The sequence below is a fragment of the Geothrix mesophila genome (genome assembly GCF_022808835.1).
Taxonomy (GTDB): Bacteria; Acidobacteriota; Holophagae; order Holophagales; family Holophagaceae; genus Geothrix; species Geothrix paludis.
Map to the genome: position 1 here is coordinate 690,879 of NZ_JAKZLD010000001.1, position 23,265 is coordinate 714,143.

The 23,265-nt window shown below is 68.5% G+C and carries 27 protein-coding genes; 7 read left to right on the forward strand and 20 right to left on the reverse strand.

Annotated features, from left to right (window positions below; all coding sequences use genetic code 11):
- Nucleotide 1: 1 nt before the first annotated feature.
- Nucleotides 2-1,876 (reverse strand): tetratricopeptide repeat protein, encoded by a 1,875-nt coding sequence (locus MLG87_RS03210; protein WP_243293770.1) that lies wholly within the window; start codon nt 1,874-1,876, stop codon nt 2-4.
- 17 nt (nt 1,877-1,893) lie between these two features.
- Nucleotides 1,894-2,154 carry a DUF1844 domain-containing protein gene (locus MLG87_RS03215; RefSeq protein WP_243293771.1) on the reverse strand — a complete coding sequence of 87 codons (261 nt, stop codon included), beginning with the start codon at nt 2,152-2,154 and terminating at the stop codon, nt 1,894-1,896.
- Nucleotides 2,155-2,366: 212 nt separating this feature from the next.
- Here MLG87_RS03215 and MLG87_RS03220 point away from each other — a divergent pair, with 212 nt between their 5' ends.
- Nucleotides 2,367-3,389: a carboxypeptidase-like regulatory domain-containing protein gene (locus tag MLG87_RS03220; RefSeq protein ID WP_243293772.1), complete on the forward strand. Its 1,023-nt coding sequence runs from the start codon at nt 2,367-2,369 to the stop codon at nt 3,387-3,389.
- A gap of 63 nt (nt 3,390-3,452) precedes the next feature.
- Here the strand turns inward: MLG87_RS03220 and MLG87_RS03225 are convergent, their stop codons facing one another.
- The 6 genes from MLG87_RS03225 to MLG87_RS03250 all read right to left on the reverse strand — a co-directional run bounded on the left by MLG87_RS03225 (nt 3,453) and on the right by MLG87_RS03250 (nt 7,988).
- Entirely contained in the window at nt 3,453-4,229 is a 777-nt protein-coding gene (locus MLG87_RS03225) for an exodeoxyribonuclease III (protein ID WP_243293773.1), read from the reverse strand.
- A 10-nt stretch (nt 4,230-4,239) separates the two neighbouring features.
- Nucleotides 4,240-4,581, reverse strand: coding sequence for an arsenate reductase family protein (locus MLG87_RS03230; RefSeq protein WP_243293774.1), 342 nt, complete (start codon nt 4,579-4,581; stop codon nt 4,240-4,242).
- Between the two features lie 14 nt (nt 4,582-4,595).
- Nucleotides 4,596-4,937 carry a hypothetical protein gene (locus tag MLG87_RS03235; RefSeq protein WP_243293775.1) on the reverse strand — a complete coding sequence of 114 codons (342 nt, stop codon included), beginning with the start codon at nt 4,935-4,937 and terminating at the stop codon, nt 4,596-4,598.
- Complete coding sequence (gene metG / locus MLG87_RS03240; protein WP_243293776.1) at nt 4,934-6,835, reverse strand: methionine--tRNA ligase; 1,902 nt, start codon at nt 6,833-6,835, stop codon at nt 4,934-4,936. The genes MLG87_RS03235 and metG overlap by 4 nt, the downstream gene beginning before the upstream one ends.
- A gap of 48 nt (nt 6,836-6,883) precedes the next feature.
- Nucleotides 6,884-7,450, reverse strand: a complete 567-nt coding sequence (locus tag MLG87_RS03245) for a DNA-3-methyladenine glycosylase I (protein WP_243293777.1) — start codon at nt 7,448-7,450, stop codon at nt 6,884-6,886.
- Between the two features lie 70 nt (nt 7,451-7,520).
- On the reverse strand, nt 7,521-7,988 hold the full coding sequence (locus MLG87_RS03250) for a peptidylprolyl isomerase (RefSeq protein ID WP_243293778.1): 468 nt from the start codon (nt 7,986-7,988) through the stop codon (nt 7,521-7,523).
- Nucleotides 7,989-8,044: 56 nt separating this feature from the next.
- On the opposite strand from MLG87_RS03250, the gene MLG87_RS03255 reads away from it, so the two are divergent.
- From MLG87_RS03255 to MLG87_RS03270, 4 genes are all read left to right on the forward strand, one after another.
- Entirely contained in the window at nt 8,045-8,512 is a 468-nt protein-coding gene (locus tag MLG87_RS03255) for a hypothetical protein (RefSeq protein ID WP_243293779.1), read from the forward strand.
- Between the two features lie 47 nt (nt 8,513-8,559).
- Complete coding sequence (locus MLG87_RS03260; protein ID WP_243293780.1) at nt 8,560-8,985, forward strand: hypothetical protein; 426 nt, start codon at nt 8,560-8,562, stop codon at nt 8,983-8,985.
- A gap of 74 nt (nt 8,986-9,059) precedes the next feature.
- Entirely contained in the window at nt 9,060-9,293 is a 234-nt protein-coding gene (locus MLG87_RS03265; RefSeq protein ID WP_243293781.1) for a 2Fe-2S iron-sulfur cluster-binding protein, read from the forward strand.
- On the forward strand, nt 9,290-10,258 hold the full coding sequence (locus MLG87_RS03270) for an alpha/beta hydrolase (RefSeq protein WP_243293782.1): 969 nt from the start codon (nt 9,290-9,292) through the stop codon (nt 10,256-10,258). Before MLG87_RS03265 ends, MLG87_RS03270 begins: the two co-directional genes overlap by 4 nt.
- A gap of 33 nt (nt 10,259-10,291) precedes the next feature.
- Here the strand turns inward: MLG87_RS03270 and MLG87_RS03275 are convergent, their stop codons facing one another.
- The 3 genes from MLG87_RS03275 to MLG87_RS03285 all read right to left on the reverse strand — a co-directional run bounded on the left by MLG87_RS03275 (nt 10,292) and on the right by MLG87_RS03285 (nt 12,973).
- Nucleotides 10,292-11,029, reverse strand: a complete 738-nt coding sequence (locus MLG87_RS03275; protein ID WP_243293783.1) for a CsgG/HfaB family protein — start codon at nt 11,027-11,029, stop codon at nt 10,292-10,294.
- Between the two features lie 28 nt (nt 11,030-11,057).
- A complete protein-coding gene (locus tag MLG87_RS03280; RefSeq protein WP_279341050.1) occupies nt 11,058-11,354 on the reverse strand; it encodes an HU family DNA-binding protein in 297 nt (98 codons plus the stop codon).
- Nucleotides 11,355-11,500: 146 nt separating this feature from the next.
- A complete protein-coding gene (locus MLG87_RS03285) occupies nt 11,501-12,973 on the reverse strand; it encodes a leucyl aminopeptidase (protein WP_243293784.1) in 1,473 nt (490 codons plus the stop codon).
- A gap of 157 nt (nt 12,974-13,130) precedes the next feature.
- Between MLG87_RS03285 and MLG87_RS03290 the strand changes: the two genes are divergently transcribed.
- Nucleotides 13,131-14,414, forward strand: coding sequence for a chorismate-binding protein (locus MLG87_RS03290; RefSeq protein ID WP_243293785.1), 1,284 nt, complete (start codon nt 13,131-13,133; stop codon nt 14,412-14,414).
- A gap of 202 nt (nt 14,415-14,616) precedes the next feature.
- Here MLG87_RS03290 and MLG87_RS03295 read toward each other — a convergent pair whose 3' ends face one another.
- The 8 genes from MLG87_RS03295 to MLG87_RS03330 form a co-directional block, all read right to left on the reverse strand.
- Nucleotides 14,617-15,048, reverse strand: coding sequence for an HNH endonuclease (locus tag MLG87_RS03295; protein WP_243293786.1), 432 nt, complete (start codon nt 15,046-15,048; stop codon nt 14,617-14,619).
- A 129-nt stretch (nt 15,049-15,177) separates the two neighbouring features.
- Complete coding sequence (locus MLG87_RS03300) at nt 15,178-16,476, reverse strand: DNA recombination protein RmuC (RefSeq protein ID WP_243293787.1); 1,299 nt, start codon at nt 16,474-16,476, stop codon at nt 15,178-15,180.
- A gap of 6 nt (nt 16,477-16,482) precedes the next feature.
- Entirely contained in the window at nt 16,483-16,917 is a 435-nt protein-coding gene (tsaE, locus tag MLG87_RS03305) for a tRNA (adenosine(37)-N6)-threonylcarbamoyltransferase complex ATPase subunit type 1 TsaE (protein WP_243293788.1), read from the reverse strand.
- A complete protein-coding gene (locus tag MLG87_RS03310; protein ID WP_243293789.1) occupies nt 16,910-18,304 on the reverse strand; it encodes an NAD(P)H-hydrate dehydratase in 1,395 nt (464 codons plus the stop codon). Before MLG87_RS03310 ends, tsaE begins: the two co-directional genes overlap by 8 nt.
- Nucleotides 18,305-18,313: 9 nt before the next feature.
- A complete protein-coding gene (gene purN, locus MLG87_RS03315; protein WP_243293790.1) occupies nt 18,314-18,895 on the reverse strand; it encodes a phosphoribosylglycinamide formyltransferase in 582 nt (193 codons plus the stop codon).
- Entirely contained in the window at nt 18,892-19,896 is a 1,005-nt protein-coding gene (gene pta, locus MLG87_RS03320; protein ID WP_243293791.1) for a phosphate acetyltransferase, read from the reverse strand. Before pta ends, purN begins: the two co-directional genes overlap by 4 nt.
- Nucleotides 19,893-20,255, reverse strand: a complete 363-nt coding sequence (locus MLG87_RS03325; protein ID WP_243293792.1) for a hypothetical protein — start codon at nt 20,253-20,255, stop codon at nt 19,893-19,895. The genes pta and MLG87_RS03325 overlap by 4 nt, the downstream gene beginning before the upstream one ends.
- A gap of 21 nt (nt 20,256-20,276) precedes the next feature.
- On the reverse strand, nt 20,277-21,608 hold the full coding sequence (locus tag MLG87_RS03330) for an aldehyde dehydrogenase family protein (protein ID WP_243293793.1): 1,332 nt from the start codon (nt 21,606-21,608) through the stop codon (nt 20,277-20,279).
- 144 nt (nt 21,609-21,752) lie between these two features.
- On the opposite strand from MLG87_RS03330, the gene MLG87_RS03335 reads away from it, so the two are divergent.
- The gene (locus tag MLG87_RS03335; RefSeq protein WP_243293794.1) at nt 21,753-21,938 is read left to right on the forward strand and encodes a hypothetical protein; all 186 of its coding nucleotides are present in this window, start codon (nt 21,753-21,755) and stop codon (nt 21,936-21,938) included.
- 18 nt (nt 21,939-21,956) lie between these two features.
- On the opposite strand, the gene MLG87_RS03340 is transcribed toward MLG87_RS03335, so the two are convergent.
- Nucleotides 21,957-23,258, reverse strand: a complete 1,302-nt coding sequence (locus MLG87_RS03340; RefSeq protein ID WP_243293795.1) for an MgtC/SapB family protein — start codon at nt 23,256-23,258, stop codon at nt 21,957-21,959.
- Nucleotides 23,259-23,265 lie beyond the last annotated feature (7 nt).

A 23,265-nucleotide genomic window follows, 5' to 3' on the forward strand; every position in this document is an offset into this window, starting at 1 on the left:
CTCAGGCCCTCCTCAGGAACAGTTTCAGCCAGGAGCGGAGGTAGAACACGGCGACGAGGACCGTTCCGATGGCCATCCATGTGGAGGTGGGATCGGGGATGGCCTCTCCCGGGTACCGCACCGAACGCCCGGTGGCGAGGACCATCCCCGCGGCGAGACACAGAGGGATGAACTCCATCAGGGCCTCCCGGGTCTCTCCCAGGAAGGCCAGATCGCAGCCGGGAAGCAGGACGATCAGGGTCTTGTGGATCCACCGCGTGTTCCGCTGATGTTCCGCCACCTCGTCGAGCTTCTTCCGCCGGCTTTCCGTATGGAGACCGTCCCGCAGGACGAAGAGATGATGGCACTTCGAGCAGACGTCGGGATCGGGGCTGTCCGTGGTGTGGTAGGGCTCCCCGCAACGGATGCACTGCCCCGGATGGGCCAGGCGGAGGCTCCTCCGGACCCGCATGAGGAAGGCGGAGATGCCGAGGAGGGGCAGCAGGAACGCCGCCAGGAAGGCCGGCTCGGAGAGGGGCAACCGGCCCGCCTGGCTGTGGGTTCCGGCGGCTTCCGCGAGCGCCTCGGAACGGGCGGTCGTATCGGGCATGGGGATGGGGTAGGCGCGCACATCCTTCCGGGCGTCATTCAGGGCGATGAGACTCGCATAGGCCTCAGGATCCGCCGCCTTGGCATCCTCCTGCTTGGAGGCTCCCAGCGCGGTATCGAGCCGATTGAAGGCGAGGACGCTCTGGTTGAGGAGGATCTCCATCCGGGTTCCGGCGCGCTGCGCCTCCTGGAAGGTCTTCTCGGCGCCCGCCGTATCCCCCAGCTGGTACAGGGCGACGCCGAGATTGTTCAGCACCTCCGCCTGGTCCGGATGGCGGCCCACCAGGCCCTGGAAGGTTCCTTCGGCTTCCTTCCATTGCTGGTTCTGGAGCTGTTCCCACCCAGCGAGGAATGCCTGATCGGTGGGGGGCAGCAGCTTCAGGGCCTCCGCCGGGATGGGCTGGACATGAGGCTGAAGCTGGAGGGTCTCGATGCTGGGCGCCGGGTCGCGGGCCGCGAGAGGCTCCATGACAGCCAGCACGGGATGGACCAGCTGGAACAGCATGATGAAGACGGTGACCTTCACCTCGATGGGCAGCAGGAAAGGAGCCAGCAGGAAGAGCCAGACCAGGGCGGCCACCAGGGGATCCAGACCCAGGAGCACCGGCCCTGCGAGGATGATGGCTCCGATCAGGGCGGCCAGGGCCGGGCTGATCCCCTTGTGCTGGAGCGGCTCCTCCCAGATGTGCCGCAGCACGTGGCGATAGCGCAATCCCATGGTGAGGGCCCAGCCCCAGAGCAGCAGCGTGGCGCTCAGCCGCAGGATCCCCAGGTGCTGCAGCAGCCAGAGCCAGCGGTGGGCAGGCTGCTCAAGGCGCTGGCGGGTGAGGCGGAGGAGATCCGGGAAGCTCCAGAGCCACCCCCGCGGGCCCTGCTGGCGCATCAGCGCGATCCTGGTCCCGAGCAGCGTGGGATGGTCGGGCGCCCACCGCTCCACAGCCTGGAGCGCCTCCAGCCCGAGCTCCGGCCGACCGGCCAGGCCTTTCTGGCGGGCCCAGAAGGCCGCGGCCTCCACCAGCGGCGTGACATCCATCGTGGAATAGGTGCGGCGGAGCATCTCGACTTCGAGCTGGGCGGTCCTCACCGCTTCCGGGTCCCCCTTCGACAGGGCCTCGAACAAGTGGTTCGCGCGATGGCTGAGGGCGATGGCCGATTCGGTGGCCGCTGCCGGTGCCGCGGTCGAGCCGGTAGGCGCGGGCCCGAGCGCGGGCGTGGGCGCGGCCGGCAGGATGCCAACCCCCGCGCAAGCTGCGAGAACCACCGCGCGGAAGATTCGGGCGAGTCCCATGGCCTTCCTTTCGAGGTTCATGGCTTGGGATCCCCGGGGACGCCTGTTGCGGGCTTGAGGTCCATCAGGCGCATGCGCAGCCCGTAGAGGAGGTCCTCGAGCTGGCGCGTTTCAGCATCGTCGCGGGAGGCTTCGGTCTTGTCCTTGAGCACGCCGAGCAGGTCCACGTAGAAGCGGGCCACCGCCGGGTTCGCGGGAGGCACGTCCTTCATCATCGGATGGGGCACGCCGAGGGCCAGAAGTGCCTGCTCCGCCAGGAGATGCATCAGGGCGGTCAAGGACGCTTCCGGCACCGCAGGATTCATGGGCTACCTCAAACACTCTCAGGACTTGTCTGCCGGGAAGCCTACCACAGCCCTGCTTTTCCCGCACCTGACGCGAAATGCCCCGGGATGGGCGGCAGGGGAGACCGGGGAAGCGCTTTTTTGACGAAAAGCACTCGGCGCCGGAGCAGCCCTGTGGAACGATGGATGGGTTTGGAGGAAACCCCATGCGACGCCTCATCTCAGCGCTCCTCATTCCGGCCGCCTGTCTGTCCCTGTACGCGGAGACCACCGGTCGCATCAGCGGCAAGGTGGTGGCCAAAGACGGCAAGCCCATCGCCGGAGCCAAGATCATCCTGAAGCGCCTCGACCGCGCCTGGACCAAGGAACTGACCTCCGACAAGAAGGGCAGCTTCCTCCAGGTGGGCCTGGACCCGAAGGAGTTCGAGCTCACCGTCAAGGCTGAGGGTTATGTCGAGCACAAGGAAATGATCCGGATTCCCCTGGCCGATGTGCTGATCAAGGACATCACGCTGTACACGCCGACCGAATCCCGCACGATGGCCCCCGCCGCAGGCGGTACCCAGGCCGTTCCCGAGGATCCTGGAGCCGCCCTGGACGCTGAAGGCCGGGACGCGTTCAACGCCGCCATCCCCCTCTACAACGAAGGCAACTACGCCGAAGCTCTGCCCCATGTGGACAAGGCCTACAAGACCCTGACCGAGGCCATGGGCAAGCTGAAGGACGAGACGGCCAAGACCGAACTGGCGCCCGAGATCCTGAAGATCGAGCGTGTGCTGGGCATCTGCATGGCCCAGGCGGGCGAGAAGAAGGAGGCGGCCGAACCTTACCTCCTGAAGGCCCTGGAGCGGAACCCGAAGGACGAGCGTGTGATCGCCGGCCTCATCGAGACCAGCAAGGCCAAGTCCGACAAGGCTGCCGAGCAGAAGTACACGGCCATGCTGGAAGCCATCCAGGGGCCCAATCCGGACGTGATCTACAACAAGGGGGTCGAAGCCTTCAACGCCGGCAAGACCAAGGAGGCGAAAGCACACCTGCTGAAGGCCCTGGAAGTGGACCCCAAGTACGCCGAAGCCCACTACCTGCTGGCCATGGTCGAATTCGGCGAGAACAACCTGCGCGGCACCAAGCAGCACCTGGAGAAGTACATCGAGCTCGCGCCCGCCGGCAAGAACGCCGCCACGGCCCGGGAGATGCTGAAGGATCCCTCGCTGAAGAAGATCAAGTAGTCATCGTGTTCCAAAAAGCGGGGGCCCCGACCGGGGCCCCCGCTTTTTGAAACAAGGAAGGAATCAGAGCAATTCCAGGCTGATGGGGCAGTGGTCCGAACCCATCACGTCGGCGTGGATGCGGGCGTCCTTCACGCGGTCCAGCAGGGTGCGGCTCGCGAGAAAGAGGTCGATCCTCCAGCCCACGTTCCGCTCTCGCGCCCCACCGCGGGCTGTCCACCATGTGTAGAGTCCCGGCGTGACCGGATTCCGTTCGCGGAGGACGTCCGCCAGCCCTGCGCCCAGGTAGAGCTTGAAGTCCTCCCGCTCCTCGGGTGTGAACCCGGGATTCTTGACGTTGTCTTTGGGCCGGGCGAGGTCGATCTCCTCGGGCGCCACGTTCATGTCGCCGGTGAGGATGATCTGGTCCCCGGCCTGGTGGTGCTTTGCCACGATGGCGGCGAGGTCCCGGGCGAACTGGCGCTTGAAGGGGAGGCGCACCAGGCCCTGGGAGGCGTTGGGGAAGTAGCCACCGATGAAGACGAGCTTGTCCTTCCGGGAGACGATCATGCGTCCTTCCGCATCGTACCCGTCGATGCCCAACCCCTTGGCGTGGGTGAATCCCAGGTCCTTCTTCGAAAAAGTCGCCGAGCCGGCATAGCCCTTCTTGCTCGTGGCGGGGAACCAGCAGACGTCGTAGGCGCTCTCGATCTGCCGCCGTACGCCCAGGTCCGCCTCCTCCCACTCGCAGCGGATCTCCTGGAGGGAGAGGACGTCCGGTTCCGTCTCCTCTAGCCAGTCCATGAAGCCCTTCTTCAGGACCGACCGGAAGCCGTTCACATTCCAGCTGTAGAAGCGCATGGGTCCTCCCTCAGGGGACCAGTCTGGCATAAGCTTCTGGATCGAAACCAATGACCGTGGCCTTGGGATGCACCAGGATGGGCCGCTTGAGCAGGTTGTTGTCCTGGACCATGAGGGCGATGGCCTCGGCCTTGGAGAGCTTCCGGTCCTTCAGCTCCAGCTCCTTGTACTTCGGGCTCTTCGTGCCCAGCATGGGCGCGGGGTCCGCCGGAAGCATGCCTTCCAGTTCCGCGGCCTCCAGGGGTTTCTTGAAATAGTCGCGGATCTCCACCTCGATGCCCAGCTCCGCCAGCTTCGCCTTGGCGTTCCGGCAGGTGGTGCAGCTCGACTTCATCCAGAGGACCGGCTTCACGGATATTCCAGTCTTCACAGTTCCCCCACGAAGCGGTCCAGCAGCCGGTCCGTCCGCCAGCGCAGCCAGCCCAGCAGCACGAAGCCGGACCAGCCCTTCAGGCGGCCCTCCAGGCGGAGGTGAGCACCCTTGGGGTCCGGGGAGACGATCAGCGAGCCGGATTCCTCGCTGCCCGCCAGGCCCCTGGACCATCGCAGCACCAATCGGTCCGCCTCGACCGAAGGAGCCTGCCAATGGCGCAGAGACTGGAGGCTCCGGAAGGCCGCGGGCCCCGGATCCCGGAGCCTCCCGGCCACCAGGTCGAAGGGGGCGTCCGTGAGGAGCTCCGCCTCGAAGCTGAAGACGGGATGCTTCACTTCACCAGGAACCCGGGCAGAGCATCCGCGGGCGGCGCCACCAGGTAGGGCTTGCTGGCGCTGTCGCTGGCGGCCAGCAGCATCCCGTGGCTCTCGATGCCCATGAGCTTGCGGGGGGCCAGATTCGCCACCACCACCACCAGCCGGTTGAGCAGGTCCGCGGGCTCGTAGGCCTTGCCGATGCCGCCCACGATGGTGCGCTGCTCCAGGCCGATGTCGACCTTCATCTTGATGAGCTTGTCGCTCTTCGGCACGCGCTCGGCCTCGAGGATCTTCCCCACGCGGAGGTCCACCTTGAAGAAGGTGTCGGCGTCCACCGTCTCGCGGATCTCAGGCACGTCCAGGGTGGGCTTGGTTCCGGCGGGGGCCGCGGAGGCCTCGAGGTCACTCATTTCTTTCTCCTTGTCGATGCGCTGGAACAGGGGCTTGGGCTCGCCGATGGGGCCGATGGCCGGCCCGTCCAGCGCGAAGCCGTGGAAGGTGCGCTGGCCCACCTGGTCCGCGTGGCCCAGGGATTCCCAGAGGCTCTGGGCCATGTCGGGCATGACCGGCGCCACCAGCAGGGCCGCGGCGCGCAGGGCCCGGTAGAGGTTCGCCAGGACCGCGTCCAGCTTGGGATCCTTGGCGGGATCCTTGGCCAGCTTCCAGGGCTCGGCCTTCACGATGTAGCCGTCCAGGGCGCGCAGGTAGGTCCATAGCGCGTCCAGGGCGCCGTGGAAGTTGTTCGCCCGCGCCTGCTCCAGATACTCGGGGAAGACCGCGAGGAGCTGCTGGGCCATGTCCCGGTCGAGGTCGTCCATCGCGGTGGGCATGGGCACCACGCCGCCCCGGTAGCGCTGGATCATGCTGAGGGTGCGCGAGGCCAGGTTGCCCAGGCCGTTGGCCAGGTCCGCGTTGAGGCGGTCCATGAACCCCTCGTAGCTGAAGCCGCGGTCGTGGCCCACCTGCATGTCGCGCATGAAGTAGAAGCGCAGCGCGTCGTTGCCGAAGCGCAGGAGCGTGTCGGGACGCACCACGTTGCCCTTGCTCTTGGACATCTTGTCCTCGCCCATGAGCCACCAGCCGTGGGCCAGGATGGTGGTGGGCTGGAACATGCCCGCGGCCATGAGGAAGGCCGGCCAGTACACGGCGTGGAAGCGGAGGATGTCCTTGCCCACGAGCTGGAGGTCCGGCGGCCAGGTGTTGGCCGGACAGCCCGTGAGGTAGTTGAGCAGCGCGTCGAACCACACGTAGATGACATGCTTCTCGTCGCCGGGCACGGGGATGCCCCAGGTGATGCTGGTCCGGCTGATGGAGAGGTCCTGAAGGCCGCCCTCCACGAACCGCTTCACCTCGTTGAAACGGAAGTCCGGCTGCACGAACTCCGGGCGCTCCTCGTACAGCTTCAGGAGACGATCCTGGTAGGCGCTGAGGCGGAAGAAGTAGGTCTCCTCCTCCAGCTCCACCAGCTGGTGGGCGAGGCCCTGGGCCTGCAGCTCCTTGGCCTGGGTCTCGGTGACATAGGCCTCGTCGCTGACCGAATACAGCCCCTTGTAGGTGGCCTTGTAGATGTCTCCCTTGTCCAGCAGGCGCTTGAAGAGGCGCTGTACCTGGGCCTTGTGGTCCTCGTCCGTGGTGCGGATGAAGCGGAAGTGGGTCATGCTCATGCGCTGCCAGAGGTCCGTATAGTTGGCCACCACCTCGTCTGCCAGCTGCTTGGGCGTGATGCCCCGGGCGGCGGCGGCCTTCTCCACCTTCTGGCCGTGCTCGTCCGTGCCCGTGAGGAAGTACACCTCCTCGCCACGCATGCGGTGGAACCGCGCGATCACGTCCGCCAGCACCGTGGTGTAGGTGTGGCCGATGTGGGGCCGGTCATTCACGTAGTAGATGGGCGTGGTGATGTAGAAGGGCTTGGACACGGCAACTCCGAGCCTTCCAGTCTACCGGCCCCGGCCCTGCTCGGCGAGTCAGGCCCGTCGGCCCTTCCAGCAGGTGGCCACATGGTCGTCCACCAGGCCCATGGACTGCAGGTAGGCGTACATGATCGTGGGCCCCACAAAGGTGAAGCCCCGCTTCTTGAGGGCCTTGGACAGGGCCTCGGCCTCGGGGCTCACGGCGGGCACCTCCGCCAGGGTCTTCGGATGGTTCGCCTTCGTCTTCCCGCCCACGAAGGCCCACAGGAAGGCGTCGAAGCTGCCGAATTCCTTCTGCACGGCCAGGAAAGCCCGGGCATTCTTCCGGGCCGAGAAGACCTTCAGGCGGTTCCTGACGATCCCCGGGTCCTGGAGGACGGCCTCCAGCTCGGCGTCGGTCATGGCCGCGACCTTCGCCGGCTCGAAGCCGTGGAAGAGCCTCCGGTAGGCCTCCCGCTTGCGGAGGACCGTGATCCAGCTCAGCCCCGCCTGGGCTCCCTCCAGCACCAGCTTCTCGAAGAGGCGGCGGTCATCGTGCTGGGGAACGCCCCACTCCTCGTCGTGATAGGCCATGTAGAGCGGGTCTGAGCCGCACCACCCACAGCGAATCTTCCCGTCCATGTCTTCGTCCCTCCCCTACGAAGAACAGGGCGGCAGCGCCGCCCTGTTCTTCGCATGAACCTCAGGAAGCTTAAGCCTCCACCACCGTTGCCTTGATGATGCGGTCGTTGGCGCGGATGGCCTGCACGACCTTGATGTCGGCGTCGGAGGCGCACTGGCCGAAGACCGTGTGCACGCCATCGAGGTGCTGGACGTTGCGGCGGTCGCCGTTCACCACGAAGAACTGGCTGCCGCCTGTGTCCTTGCCGGCGTGGGCCATGGAGAGGGCACCCAGCTTGTGCTGGTGGGGGTTGCCGGCGGTCTCGCACTTGATCTTCCAGCCGGGGCCGCCAGTGCCGGGCATGCCCGTGGCGCCGGCGCGGGTGTTGGGGCAGCCGCCCTGGATGACGAAGTCGGGGATGACGCGATGGAAGGCCAGGCCATCGTAGAAGCCGGACTCGATGAGCTTCACGAAGTTGGCCACGGTGCCGGGGGCCTCCTTGGGGAAGAGCTCCAGGTTGATGTCGCCCTTGTCGGTCTGGAACAGCACGCGGGTCATGGTTCACCTCTCTGCGTCAAACCACCAGAATAGAAGGCGGATCCCCCGGAGTCAGCATGAACTTCCTGCGCGCCCTGCCCTGCCTCTTCCTGGCCTTCAGTCTCCAGGCCCAGGCCCCGGGGCTCGAGGCCGTGGTCCGCGGCGGCGGGGACCTCACCCTGGATGGGATCTCCTATCGCCTGAAGCTGGCCTCCGTGGCCTCCATCCCGGCCCGGTCGGGCTTGCCGCCCCTGGTCCGCCTGACCGGCCGCCTGGTCCCGGAGGAACCCGCCCGCGCCTTCGATCTGGAGCTGAGCGTCCTCAAGAACGGCACCCTCTACCTGCTGCGCGTGGTGCGCCAGAAGTCTGGCGGTTACCCCGACTCCTGGGCCGCCACGGGGAAGACCCGGGTGTGGTTCACGCGGCTGGAAGACCACAGTGGGGGACGGCTGGAGCTGGCCTGCTCCGGTCCGCTGACCGGCGTCATCGGCCGGAAGCCCAGGAATGCCACCTGGCGCGGCTCCATCTGGGCCGAGCTGCCCTGAGACCTCGGGCCCGTTGATCGCATATCATCAAAGGTTCCGGAGGTTTCATGAAGCTCCATCCCCTCGTTCCCGCCCTCGTGCTGCTGGGATCCGTCTCTTTCCTGGGTTGCCGCAAGATGCCCCTGACGCCCAAGACGCCCATCCCCGCGGGAACGGTCGTGTTCCGCTTCACACGGAAGGTGCAGGGTCCGGTGGAGCTGAGCCTCGACGGAGCCCGCATCCCGGTCCAGCAGCTGCCCAAAGGGGCCACCAGCCTCATCGTGAAGGGCCTCGCCGCCGGCAAGCACCGGTTCTTCCTCACCAGCCAGCGCGAGACCTTCAGCCCCGATCTCGGAGAGCTGGACATGGCCGGAGACAAGGGCCTCTACCAGATCACGCTGGTCCAGAAGCTGGATGCCGTCCTCTACGGCAAGCCGGACCCCCTGCCCACCGCCGAAGGGCTCCCCGGTGTGACCGCAGCCCTCGCCAAGTAACAATGGCGCTGGTGGCCCGCACCCGTCGGGCGAACCTCACCACAGACCTCATCATCGGAGGGCGGGGAACCCTGATGGGCCGATTCCTGGCTGCGGGCCTGCCCGTGGCTTCGGCCTGCTCGGGCCGGGGAGCCTGCGCCCGGTGCGTGGTCACGATCCTGGCCGGCGCCGCCTACCTGACGCCGCCCCGCCCCCATGAATCCCAGACGCTGGCGCGCAACGAAGCCGGGCCAGACCAGCGGCTCAGCTGCCAGTGCCAGGTCACGGATCCGGCCGCCGAGGTCCTGGCCACCACGGGCTACTGGTGAAGCGCGGGGCCTGGTTCTCCCTGGGCGTCCTGCCCCTCCTGGCCGTGGGAGGCTTCATGGCGTGGAAATCAAGGGCGGTCGCCAGGGAGCTGGTGGACCCGCCTTTCTACCATCCCCAACCCCTGTCGCGGGTGGAGGCCACCTACCAGGAACTCGCCGCGGGCGGCGATGGAGACCCCGGCGGCGCCTGGTCCTCCGAGGAGGTGGACGGCCTCCAGCTCTGGCGTCTCCATCGACGCGCGCCCTCCCCCGGCATCGTGCTGCTCCTCCACGGATTCGGCGATGACCGCTGGGGCACGAGCCCGGCCCTGAAGTGGTTCCCCGAACTCGATGCGGCGATCTTCACCTACCGGCGGCGGGATGACGCCCTGCGGAGTGGCGGCGCAGCCCCCGCCGTGACCTTTGGCGTGGCGGAATCGCAGGACGTGGTCCGCATGGTCCACCATCTGGAGGCCTCAGGCATCCCCCGCCGGAGGATCCTCCTCATGGGCCGGAGCCTGGGCGCCTCCGTGGGCCTGCTGGCCCTGGCGGACCTGGAGCGGGAGGGCCGCGGGCCCCTCGCCGGCCTGGTGTGGGAAGGCGCCCCCGCCAGCAGCCGCAGCTTCGCGGAGCGCCTGGTGCGCGGGCCCGTGGACCGGTGGTGGCACCTTCTGGCTCCCCCCATCGGGGCCCTGGCCAGCCGGGCCGCCGGCCGCATGGGCGGCTACGATCCTGCCGACACGGATCTGCTGCGCCAGACCGCGGGCCTGCGCTTCGCCACACCCAGCCTCTGCTTCCTCGCCACCCAGGACCGCCTGGCCCCACCCGAGGTGCAGCGGACCATGGCCGCCCACTTCATCACCAGCCAGGTGATCGAGGTTCCCACCTGGCACCTCCACTGCTCCGAGGTGCTGGGTCCCCGGTATGCCGGAGCCATCCGCGAGGCCACGGACGCCTGGTTCCGGAACGAGGAAGGGGGCCGCTGAGGGCCCCCTTCCAGGTCGCGACCAATGGAGGGGCTAGTCCTCCTCGTGGGCCGCGACCGTGGCGCGCAGCAGCTTGGGCGTGATGCGCTGGACGATGGGCTCGAAGACCTTGTTCACCAGCTCCTCGTCGTACTGGACCTCGGCGCCGGTCCCCGCCACCTTCACGCTGGTGTCGTTGACCTTGTCCTCGTCCTTCCAGGCACCCAGGATCTCGCCGGTCTCCACTTCGATGAGGCGGATATCCAGGCGACCCGTGAACGAGGCCTTCTTCACGTTCACACTACCGGCCACCGCGCCAGCCGTGCTGTCGCCCGTGAGCTTGCCCACCAGGGCGCCCACGCCCCAGCCGGTGCCGAAGCCGCCCTCCTTGTAGGCGAAGCGGGTGACCTTGCCGGTCATCACGTACTTCACGCCCAGCAGCTTGCCGATCTTCTGGACCGTGCTCGTGTCCACCTCGCCGCTCTGCTGGAAGTTGAGCTCCTCTCGGATCTCGGAGAGCCGCTCGCGCTCGATGACGCGGATCTTGCCCCGGCCCTTCTCCATGATCTCCGTGGTGAAGAGGTCGCGGAGCTGATTGGAGATCGTGCCCATCTGGTTGCCCCAGCCGCCGAAACGCCAGCCGTGCCAGGCGTCCGGCGCGGCCTTGAATTCGAGAATGGCGATGCGGGGCAGCTTGGCCTTCTCTTCCTTGGAGAGTTTCTTCTGGGCAAGGGCCGGCGTGGCGACAGCCAGGGCGGCCAACAAGGCCAGGAGCAGCTTGCGGAAGCGCATGGGGACTCCGAGGGTGGGGGGTAGTTGGCTACTCGTCGATCAGCTTGCTGCGAAGCTCCTTGCCGAGCTTGAAATAGACCACGCGCTTCGGCGGCACCTGGATGCTCTCGCCGCTGCGGGGGTTCCGGCCCTGCCGGGCCCGCCGGTCCCTCAGGCGGAAGCTGCCGAACCCGCGGAGTTCCACCCCTTCGCCGGTCCGGAGGGACTCGATGATGCTCTCCAGGAACGTGTTGACCAGGAGATCCGCATCCTTCTTTCCCAGTTCGAGCCGCTCCATCAAGTGCCGGGAGAGGTCAGCTTTGGTGAGGGTCTCCATCGCTTCCATGGGAACTCCGAAGGGGGTGAGGGCTCAGGTGGCTTGAAGGCAGTCCTCAATAAATCCCCATCCATGCCTTCCGGTCAAGAGGGATATCCTCACCCATTTGAAAAAAAGGGGGGCGATGCCCCCCTTTGGCCAAGCCATCCGGCCGATCAGTCCATGAGCCATTCGAGAAGGAACCGGGGGCCCTCGCCGCTGGCGCCGTGGGTCCGGTAGTCCCGTTCCTTGCCCGACCAGCTGCCGGCGAGATCCACATGGGCCCAGGAAGCGTCGCCCACGAACTCCCGGAGGAAGAGACCGGCGGTGATGGTGCCGCCCCACCGGATGCCGGTGATGTTCTTCAGGTCGGCCAGCGGGCTCTTCAGCAGCTCGGCATACTCCTCCACCAGGGGCAGCTGCCAGAGATGCTCACCCGCGGCGCTGCCGGCATCCAGCAGGCGGTCCACCAGCTTCTGGTCCGTGCCCATGACCGCGGAGACGCCGTCGCCCATGGCCACCAGGGCCGCCCCCGTGAGGGTGGCCAGATCCACCACGTGGTCCGCGCCCAGTTCTCCGGCGTAATGGAGCAGGTCTGCCAAGACGAGCCGGCCCTCGGCATCCGTGTTGAGGACCTCGATGGTCTTGCCGCTGCGGCTGCGAAGGACGTCGCCGGGCTTGTAGCTGGTGCCCGAGGGCATGTTCTCCACCAGGCCCATGAGACCAGTCACCTGGACGGGGATCTCCAGCTGGGCGCAGGCGGCCATGGTCGCGAGCACGATGGCCGCGCCGGTCATGTCGTCCTTCATGGTCTCCATGCCCGAGGCGTCCTTGAGGGACAGGCCGCCGGAGTCGAAGCAGACGCCCTTGCCCACCAGCACCACATGCTTCTTGGGCTTCTCCTTGGGCTTGTACTCGAGTTTCACCACCCGCGGAGCGCGCGGGCTCCCCTGTCCGACCGCCAGCACCGAACGGAAGCCACCCTTTTCCAGAGCGGGGACATCCAGCACCTCGCAATGGAGCTTGTGCTGCTTGGCCAATTTCACGGCCATTTCGGCGAACACTTCCGGATAGAGATCTCCCGCGGGGGTGTTGGCCAGGTCCCGGACGCGATGGCAGGCGGCCACGCCGGCCTCGATGGCGGGGAGCTTGCGGCGGGCCTTCCGGGTATCGTCGCCGTTGGTGAAGATCTCGATGGAGGAGAACTGCTTCGGGTCCTGTTTCCCGCCCTTGAACGTCACGAGGTCGTAGTTCGCGAGCAGCGTGCCCTCGGCCACCGCGGCCTGCACAGCATCGTGGTCCAGGGTGGAAGTGGACGGCGAGAGCACGCCGATCTTCTTCCACTTCTTCTTGAGGCAGAAGCGGCCCGCGGTTCCCACCGCCTTGCGGATCTTGTTGAGCGTGACCTTCTCTTCGTCACCGAGGCCGACAAGCACCATCCAGCGGCTCTCCTTGACGCCATTGGGGTGATGAAGCGGCACAACTTCGAGATAGTCCGCCTTGAAATCCTCTTCATCCATCACCTGGCGCGCGACCTTGCTGATGGCAAGTGGCAGGCGATGGCGTTCGCGCCCGGAGAACACGGGGACGATCAAGGCGTCTCCCGCGAAGTCCTTACCCGTCTGAGAGCTGATATCCACTGAAGGCATGGAGGTTCCTCCTGGCCCAAGAGCCTAGGTCCTGATCGGAAAAAAGAAAAGCCTGTTTTTCATCATTATTTGTCATGAACATCTGATTTATTAGCTGCAACTTTTTCAACACTAGCCATTAGAAGGAATTCCAGCCTCTGGTGGGATGATGTCCTGCATGGATCTCGCCCCCCGGCACCGCCGGCCCTTCCCTCTCCCCGGGCCCTGGCCCGACTGCGCGCGGGGCCTGCTGGAGCGCGGGGCCGCATGGCTCCATACCGGCAGCACCGGGGATGGGCTCCTCGGCCTGCCGGGGGGGCCAATCCTGGCCTCCCGGTGGTCGGGCGCCGCCTGGACCAGCCTCCTGGAGGGCAGGCCCTGGGCGGGATCACCCTGGCAGGCCCTGGAAGCGGCGCTCCCGGAACACCCCGGGCCATGGATCGGCGCGGCCTCCTTCGAGCTGGCCTGCGACGAGGCTTCGCTGCCCCGCCAGGAGTGCACTCCCGGCACCCTGGGTCAGCATTGGCAGGGCATCCAACAGGCGCTGCACGTCCAGAACGGAGAAGCCGAGCTGTGGTCCTGGAGCGAGGTACCTCCGGATCCGGAGACCTGGACGTCCCTTCTCCGGCCGGGAGCCCCTCCCCAGGCATCGCCCTTGAGCCTCCAGGCCCGCTGGACCGAGGTCGAGCATCGGGCCGCGGTGGAAACAATCCGAGAGCGCATCCTCGATGGTGGCTTCTATGTGGCCAACCTCTGTGTTCCCTTTGATTCCATCTATCCGGGAGATCCCGTGGACCTGGCCCTGGGGACCTTCAGGCGGGCCCGCCCGCCCTTCGGCGCCCTGCTGGACCTGGACGGCCTCCGACTCCTCTCCTTGAGCATGGAGGGGCTCCTGTCCCGCCGTGGGGAGCGGATCTGGTCCCAGCCCATCAAAGGCAGCGTTCCCCTGACTGGCGATGCGGCGCAGGACCGGCTCGCCGCGGAGGCCCTGGCGGCGGATCCCAAGGAGCGGGCCGAGCACACGATGATCGTGGACCTGGTGCGCAACGACCTGGGCCGCGTGGCGCGGACCGGCACCGTCACCGTGAGCCGGGCCATGCATGTGGAGCGCTACCCCACCGTCCAGCACCTCGTGAGCACAGTGGAGGCCGAAGCCCGTCCAGGGTTGGGCCTGGCCGACCTGCTCCGGTCGATCCTCCCCGGCGGCAGCGTCACGGGAGCTCCCAAGCGGGCCGTCTGTGCGCATCTGGCCCAGGCCGAGGCGGCGCCCCGGGGGTTCTATTGCGGGGCCCTCGGGTGGATCGCCCCCAACGGCGACCTCGACCTCGCCCTGCCCATCCGGACCGCCCAGATCCGCGGCGACGCCCTCACCTACTGGGCCGGAGGAGGCATCACCCGGCGCAGTGATCCGGCCCGCGAGTGGGCGGAGCTTCACCTGAAAACCCGGGCAATCAGGGGGTGAACGTGCTGCCAGATCCAAAGAAGGAAAAGATCTCCACGAAGGACGCGAAGAACATTCACGACAAGGCCACGAAGGAAGCCCGCAAGAGCCGCCGAGACCTTCAGCCGCCACAGGACCACCTGGGTCCATTCGTGAACTTTCCCAGCCCGCAGGGCCCTTCGTGCCCTTCGTGGAGGCTTTTCATTGCGGAGGGGAGCTCACCTCAGGCGGCGCTGGCCCGCTTCAGCAGCTCTTCGAAGCGCTCGAAGAGGTGGGCCCGGGGGCCCTTGGGCTGGCGCTTGAGGACCATGCCCGCCTGATCGGGGGTGCGTCCCCCCTTGTTCTGGTTGCAGATGAGACAGCACCCCACCAGGTTCTGCCAGGTGGTGGAGCCGCCCTGGCACAGGGGGACGACGTGGTCCACGGTCGTGGCTTTCCGCTGGCAGCCTTCGTACTGACAGAGATAGTGATCCCGGCGCAGGACACGGCGCTCCAACCGCCCGATGAGAAGCTTGGAATCGCTGCAGGCCTGCACGTTCGGAAAGATGATGAGTTCGAGACTCCCCTCCAGGCTCCTGTGCCGCTCGAAGGTGGCTGGGTTGAGCACGTGGGCGCGGCCCGCCACCACGGCGCAGAGGGCGCGCCTCCGGCTCACTTCCTGCATCGGGACATAGTTCCGGTCGACGGCAATCACCTCACCTGCCCCGTGACGTTCCCGGCCCTTCAGCATCACACCCCCGGATTGGGCCGTATCCTAAGGCATTCCTCTGATTTGTGAAGTGAATTATTCTGATTGATTGGATAAATCAGGCATAGATGAATCCTCGAGCTCCAGTGACAGGCCCGCAGGACCGACCTCCGGGGCCGCCTCCACGCTGGCAAGCTTCTTTTCCATCTGGTCCCGCCGGGCCGCGACATCCCCCAGCTTGCCGCTGGCTTCTTCCAGCTTCCTCTGGACCGCCGCGAGGGCCCCGCCGAAGCGGCCGAACTCCGCCTTCACCTGGCCGAGCACCTTCCAGATCTCGCTGGTCTGCCGGCTGATGGCCAGGGTCTTGAAACCCACCTGGAGGCTGTTGAGGAAGGCCGTGAGGGTCGTGGGACCCACCAGGATGACCTTGCATTCCCGCTGCAACCGCTCGAAGAGGCCCGGACGACGGAGGACTTCGGCGTAGAGCCCCTCGAAGGGAAGGAAGAGCAGCCCGAAGTCCGTGCTGCTCGGCGGCGCGATGTACTTGTCGCGGATGTCGCGGGCCTGGGAGAGCAGGCGGGTCTCCAGGGCCCTTCCGGCGGCCTCCACGGCCACCAGGTCACCCGCCTCGTAGGCCTCCATGAGGCGCTGGTAGTCCTCCAGGGGGAACTTGGCGTCGATGGGAAGCCAGACGGGGCCATTCTCGTCGGGCCCCGGCAGCTTCACCGCGAACTCGACCACCTCCGGGGATCTCGGGCGGATGTGGACATTGGCCTGGTACTGCCCCGGGGACAGGAACTGCTCCAGCAGGGCCCCCAGCTGCGCCTCGCCCAGCACGCCGCGGGCCTTCACGTTGGTCAGGGCGCGCTTGAGCCCGCCCACGTCCTGGGCCAGCCCCTGCATCTCGCCTAGGCCGCGCTGCACCTGCTCCAGCCGCTGGGCCACCAGGTTGAAGCTCTCGCCCAGGCGCTTCTCCAGGGCCTCGTGCAGCTTCTCGTCCACGGTGCGGCGCATCTGCTCGAGCTTCGCCTCATTGGCCGCCTGGATGGCGTCGAGGCGCTCCTGAACCTGCTGCTGGACCTGCCCGAGCTGGGCCGCCTGCTCAGCGCGGGAGGACCGCAGGGCCTCCTGGATCGTGGCCGAAAGCTGACGGAACCCCTCCGCCAGCTTTTCGGCCTGAGCCGTCCGGAGTTCCCCGAGCTCCGCCAGCAGGGGCCGGATCTGGGCCGCGAGGGCTTGGTGCGATTCGGCACGGTCCCTGGAAGCCAGCTCCTCGGCGTGGCGCCGCAGGGCTTCGAAGGGTGCGGGGTCCACGGGTGCCCGGCGCATGGCCGACCACGCGGCGAAGAGGGCGGCCAGACACGCGAGGAGGGAGAGGGCGAGGGAAAGGCTCATGCCCCATCATCGTCCGCTGGATCCGCCAGGGAGTGTCCATTCGGCCCGGCGCCCTTCGCCCTCGGGGACTAGCAACAGCTCGGCCACCCAATCCGTAGGCCAGGGGCCCTCCTGGCCCGCCCACTCGACCACCAGCCGGTCCTCTGGCCCGATGGTCTCCTCGAGCCCCAGGGACCAGGCGCCTTCGGGGCCCGGCCGGTAGAGATCCAGGTGGAAGAGGCGCCCTTCCGGCAGACCGTAGCGGTGGAGCACGGCATAGGTGGGCGAGGCCACCTCGTCCGGATCACCGCCCAGCCCCCGCAGGAAGCCCCGGGTCCAGGTGGTCTTGCCTGCGCCGAGCTCGCCCCGCAGCAGCCAAGTTCCGCCAGGCGGCGTGATCCCGGCCAAGGTCTCGCCCAGGGCCTCGGTGGCGGCATCGTCGGCGAGGTAGCGCTCAGCCACGCAGCAGCTCCGGCAGCCGGTCGGCCAGATCCCGCGGCAGCAGGCCCGCCCCGGGAAGGAGATCGGCGGCAGCGCCATGGAACCAGGCGGCGGCGGCCACGGCCTCCCGCATGGGCAGGCCCTGGGCGCGGAAGCCCGCCACCATGCCCGCCAGCAGGTCGCCGCTGCCTCCGGTGGCCAGACCCGGATGGCCCGTGGGATTGATCCACAGATCCTCGCTGGCGCCGCCGGCCAGCACGCTCTGAGCGCCCTTGAGCAGCAGGACGCCGGGCTTGCCGGCGGCCACCTGGCGGGCCTGGGTCAGGCGCTCGTCCATCAGCATCGGCCGGGGCAGCCGGAACAGGCGCGCGAACTCGCCGGGATGGGGCGTGATGGCCGTGCCGGGGCGTTCCATCCAGCGCCCTCCTTCGCCTTCCTTGAGGGCAGACGCATCCAGCACCAGGGGCCCGTCCCAGTCGGGCACCTGGGAGATGCCGCCTGGACCGGCGAGGAGGACATCGGCCTCGGGCGGCGCGCTCCCCTGCCAGGGCCGCACCATGGCCTCGGGCACCTGGGCGGCCACCTCGGCCCGAACCTCGGGATCCGTCAATACAGTCACGAGGCCCGCGCCCACGCGCAGCGCCCCCAGGGCCGAGAGCACCGCGGCGCCGCTCATGCCCAGGCTGCCCGCGCGGATGGCCACGTGCCCGAAGCTGCCCTTGTGGGCGTCCCAGGCGCGCGGAGGAAGCGCGGGGCGCTCCAGAAGGTGCAGGGCGGCCCTGGGCGCACGGTCGAGTGGGATGGGCACCACGGTGATGTCGCCGCAGGCCTCCCGCGCGGGCATCAGGCCATGGCAGACCTTGCGGTGCCCGAAGCAGGCCGTCCGTGTCGCGCGGATGGCTTCGCCCGGGATCTCCGCGGAGCTTGGGTCCAGACCGGAAGGCAGGTCCAGGGCGAGCACCGGAAGGCCGGAAGCGTTCAGGGCGCGCGCCCAGGTCAGGGCCGCTCCCTCCAGGGGCCGTGTGGTGCCCAGGCCGAAGAGCCCATCCACCACCCATCCCCGCCAGAGCTGCATGGCCTCGGTGGGGGCCGCCGAGGTGCGGATCTCGCCCCCGAGCCCCTTCCAGAGGCGGGCCTGGTGGGCCGCGTCGCCGCGCCACCCCGGCTGGGCCGAGGGGGACCACACGGACACATCCCGGCCCTCCAGGCGCGCGAGGCGGGCCAGGGCCAGGGCATCGCCGCCGTTGTTGCCCGGACCCGCCAGCACATGCACGGGTTCGCCTGCGGGGATCAGGGCCAGCGCTCCGAGGGCCGCATGCTCCTGGAGCACCAGGGACGGGATGCCCCAGCCTTCGATGGCCTGGCACTCCGCGGCCCGCATGTCGTCGGCGGTGAGGAGGGGGATCATGGGAGCAGTCTAAGGCTCTTCAGCCAGATATGCCCGGAGTGCCTTCGGATAGAGTTCCATCTCCGCCGCATAGACCCGCCTCTGGAGATCCTCGGGGGTGTCGCCCGGGAGGACGGGGACGCGCATCTGGTCCAGGATCCGGCCGTGGTCGTACTCGGCATCCACCAGGTGCACGGTGGCTCCGGACTCGGCTTCACCGGCTTCCAGCACGGCCCGGTGGACGTTCATGCCGTACATGCCGGGCCCGCCAAACCGGGGCAGCAGCCCCGGGTGGATGTTGAGGATCCGCCCCTCCCAGCGCCGGGGCACCGTCAACTTCTTCAGCCAGCCGCAGAGGCAGATGACCTCCGCGCCGGCCCTTTCCGCCTCCCGGTAGCAGGCCTCCGAAAAGGCCTCGTCCGAGTCGAAGTCCTTCCGGACGACTGAGACCGTGGGCAACCCCTCCGCCTCGAGCCGGGGGATGCCCCCGGCCTTGGCGGTGGAGGCGAGGCCCAGGACCGGAACGGCGGGCACGCGGCCCTCCTGGCAGGCCCTGAGCAGGTTCAGAGCGTTGCCGCCGGTCCCGGAGATGAAGAGCGCGATCCGCTTCACTGGAGGGCCGTCAGCACGGCCACATCCGCGATGTCCTGGGGGCTGCAGCCGCGGCTGAGGTCGTTGGCCGGGCGGGCCAGCCCCTGGAGCAGCGGGCCCAGGGCCACGGCGCCGCCCAGGCGCTCGGTGAGCTTGTAGGAGATGTTCCCCGCATCCAGATCGGGGAACACCAGGACGTTGGCCCGACCCGCCACCGGGGAGCCTGGCGCCTTCCGCTGGCCCACGGAGGCCAGGAGCGCGGCGTCCGCCTGCAGCTCGCCGTCCACGGCCAGGTTCGGTGCCCGCTCCTTGATGAGGGCTAGCGCGGCGCGCACCTTGTCCACCCGGGCATGCTCGGCGGAGCCGCGGGTGGAGAAGCTCAGCAGGGCCACGCGGGGCTCCACGTCCAGCACCCGGCGGGCATTCTCCGCGGAAGCCAGGGCGATGTCCGCCAGCTGCTCGGGCGTCGGATCCGGCACCACGGCGCAATCCGCGAAGATCATGGCGCCCTGCTCACCAAAGGCGGTATCGGGATGGATCATCAGGAAGAAGCTGGAGACGGTCTTGATGCCGGGCGCGGCGCCGATGGCCTGGAGGCAGGCCCGCACCGTTTCCGCGGTGGTGTTCAGGGCGCCCGCCACCATGCCGTTGCAGGAGCCCGCCTGCACCATCATGGCGCCGAACCAGAGCGGGTTCTTCACGGCCTCCAGCGCCTGGGCCTCCGTGATGCCCTTGGACTTCCGGCGCTCGAAGTAGGCCCCGGCCAGCTCGGGCAACAGGGGACTGGCGAGGGGATCCACCATCGCCGCCCCCTTCAGGGAGAGGCCCTGGGCCCCGCCCCGCTTCGCCATGTCGGCGGGATCACCCAGCAGGGTGATGCGGCAGAGTCCCTGGTCGAGCAGCAGCTGGGCGGCCTGGAGGGTCCGGTCATCCCGGCCCTCGGGCAGGACGATGTGACGCTTGAGGACCTTGGCGCGATCGCGGAAGCGCGCCATCCAGCGGGCGTGATTGGCGTGGCTCATGGGAGTCTCCGGTGTCGGGTGGAGGGTTTGGGTGAGGGCGGGTCCGCCAGGAAGAGATGCGGGTCCTGGCCCGTCCGGTCGCAGAACGTGTCCGCCAGGCTGGGCGCGCCAGAGCTGGGCTCGTCGAGGTACACGGTTTCGACGCGGTGCATGGGCAGGAAACGGGTGCTGAGGGCCACCTGGTCGGCCTGGCCCGTGCGGACCAGGGTGAGGACCTCCGTCCAGGGCGCGAGGTCGACGCCCCGGATGGCGATGCCCGCGGCCTCGAGCCCCAGGAGCCTGCCCCACACCCGCTCTCGCGGGGAGTGCAGTACCACCACCACGAGATCGCCGGAACGGAAGGGCATGGACAGGGGCATGGGTCGGCTCCAGATCGATTCTTACAGGGCCGGACCTTCGACGATGAGGCGGCCTTCGGTGAAGCCCTCCATCGCCCATCGGGGACCTTCGAAGCCGTTGCCGCTGGCCCGCACGCCGCCGAACGGGGCGGCGTCCAGGCGGAAGGTGGGCGGCAGGTTCAGCAGGACGCCGCCGGCCTGCAGCCTCGCCTCCGCCAGACGGAGGTGCCGCTGGTCCCGGCTGTAGGCGCTGGCCCGCAGGCCATAGCGCGTGGCGGCTGCCCGATCGAGGCCCTCCTCGAAGCTGTCCACGGGCGTGAGCACCGTGATGGGGGAGAAAGTCTCCTCGCATTGGAAGGGGTCGTCCTCGGGCAGGCCCGCGAGGATGGCGGGCGGAAGCAGCGCCCCCTGCCGGGATCCGCGCAGGAGCACCTCGGCGCCCGCGGCCACCGCCCGGTCGAGGCCCCCGTCCATGCGACGGGCCGTGGCCTCGTCGATGAGGGGACCGACCACGGTGGCGGGATCCATGGGATCGCCCACGGGCAGGGCCGTCACGGCCGCCACGAAGGCCGGGGCGAAGGCCTTCCAGAGGTTCCGGTGCACATAGATCCGCTGGGCCTTGGAACAGCTCTGCCCCGCCCCGGCCACGGCGGCGGGTGCCAGCGCGCGAGCCACGGCCACCGCGTCCACGCCTTCATCCACCACCACGGCGCCGTTGCCGCCCAGCTCCAGCAGCAGCCGCTTGCCGGCCAGGATCTGCTCCAGGTGCCGCCCCACCCGCTCGGAGCCCGTGAAGCTCACCGCCGCGATGCGCGGATCCTTCGCCAGGGCCTCGGCCGCGACCGGATCCGAGGGCGCCAGCTGGAGCAGGCCATCGGGTGCTCCGATGACCCGGCGGGCCGCCTCGAACGTGTCCCAGAGCTGCTTCGAGGTGAGAGGCGCCTGGGGGCACGGCTTCCAGATGGCGCTGCAGCCTGCGGCCAGGGCCGGTCCAAGCTTGTGGATCGCCAGGTTCACCGGAAAGTTGAAGGGGGTGATGGCCAGGACGGGACCCACGGGAAACCGGCGGAGAAACGCCCGGCAGCCGTCCGCGCCGGCCATCAGGTCGTAGGGCACCGCCTCTTCCCCGAAGGTTCCGATCGCCTCGGCCGTGGCCCGCAGGGTCGCCTCGGCCCGGCCGACCTCGCCCCGCGCCAGGGTGATGGGCTTGCCGGTCTCCTGCGTGAGGAGACGCGCAAGGTCCTCTCGCCTGTGACCCAGCTCGTCGAACCAGGCATCGATGAGCCGCCTCCGCTCCAGGCGAGAGGTGGCCCGCCAGGCTTCAAAGGAGCTCAGGGCCGCTTCCACCATGCGTTCCCCCGCCGCTGTCACCATGGTCGATCCTCCAGGAAAGGCCCAAGCCGCGCCCCGTCGCGCTCCAGATTACCCCCGGCCGGGGGGCCGGCGATTTGAGGGCGGTCACATCCGCGCCAGCGGGACCTTGGCAGGCTGCGCTAGAATCGGGGCAGGAGCACTCCCATGACCAAGCCACTCGTCCCCGCCGATCTCCTCAAGCAGGTCCAGGCCGCGGACAAGCCGGTTCAGGTGGCCAGCGCCGGAAAGCCGAAGGCCGATGCCCACCCCAAACCCGTGGTCAAGGCCTCCGCCCGCCCCCAGGGCAAGAGCAGCGTCGCCCACACGCGCATGAGCAACCGCGGGAAATAGCGCCGGCGGGCGCAGGCTTCAGAGCACCACCATCGCCAGGGCCGCCACCAGCGAGGCGGCCAGCATGGCCGTCAGGCGCATGCCGAAGGCACGGCCGCCGGAGATCCACGAGAATCCGGCCTTGGCGAGGGTGTTCGCGCCGATGGCCAGAACGATGGCCAGGACCGCCGTCCGGGAATCCAGGCCGATCGAGTGGACCTGGCTGCTCACGGCCAGGGTGATGGGGGTCACGTCAGCCAGCCCCGAAATCCCCGCCGTCACGAGCAGTCCCCGATCTCCGAACCACGCGCGGGCCGCAGCCGACAGGAGTAGGACCGTGGCCAGGGCCAGGCCCCAGGCCAGGGCGCGTTTCAAGTGGAAGGGGTTGCGCAGGGGCATGTCGTCCGTACCAACGCCGAGGCCCTCGCCGGACCGGTACATCCACCAGGTCGCAGCCAGCAGGGTCACCACCATGGCCGCCATGGGCAGCAGGAGCGGACGGAGGAGACTCCCCCCCCCGACGACTCCCGCGAGGAAGGCCACGCGAACCGCCATGGTGGCGCAGGCCAGCATCACGGCCACCTGGCCGGCGCTCCGCATCGAGGGGTGCTCCCGGGCCTGCCTGGACATGGTGACGGCCACCACCGTCGAACTGACCATCCCGCCCACCAGGCCCGTCAGCGCGGCCCCCCGCCTGGATCCGAGCACGCGGCTGAGGGCGTACCCGAGAAAATCCACGGACGCCACCAGAGCCACCATCCACCCCACCTTCTGCGGCGAGAGCACGCCCCACGGATCCAGCACCCGGGACGGCAGCAGAGGCAGAAGGATGGCGAAGACGAGGAGCAGCTGCATCGCCGCGATCAGGTCTTCACGATGGAGCCGGGGGATCCAGGCTCGGATCCAGGGCTTGGACAGCAGGAGCAGGGTCATGATCACAGCCAGCGCCACCGCCAGCAGCGCGTCCCGGGTGAGGAGCATGCCCAGCAGCGGCGCGGCCAGGGCGGCGACCTCGGTGGTCAGCCCGCGATCCGGCGAACTGGTCCGGAAATAGAAGAGGCCGATCAGGATCGCCGCGAAGGCCTGGACGGCGATGGGCATGGCCAGGCTTCCGCCCCCCACCTTCACCGAAATCCAGCCCAGAAGGGTCAGCAGGGCGAAGGTGCGCGCCCCCAGGGCGCCCTGAAGGCCCTCGATGCGGTCGGTCTCGCGGCGGTTCAGCGCCTCGTGGCTCTCACGGCTCCGCTCGAAGCCGCTGCTCTCCCGCTCCAGCCCCATCATCAGGCCAAGGGCGGCGGCCATGATGGCTTCCTTCAGGGTGGAGAAGTCGAGGGTCAGCATGGTGCGC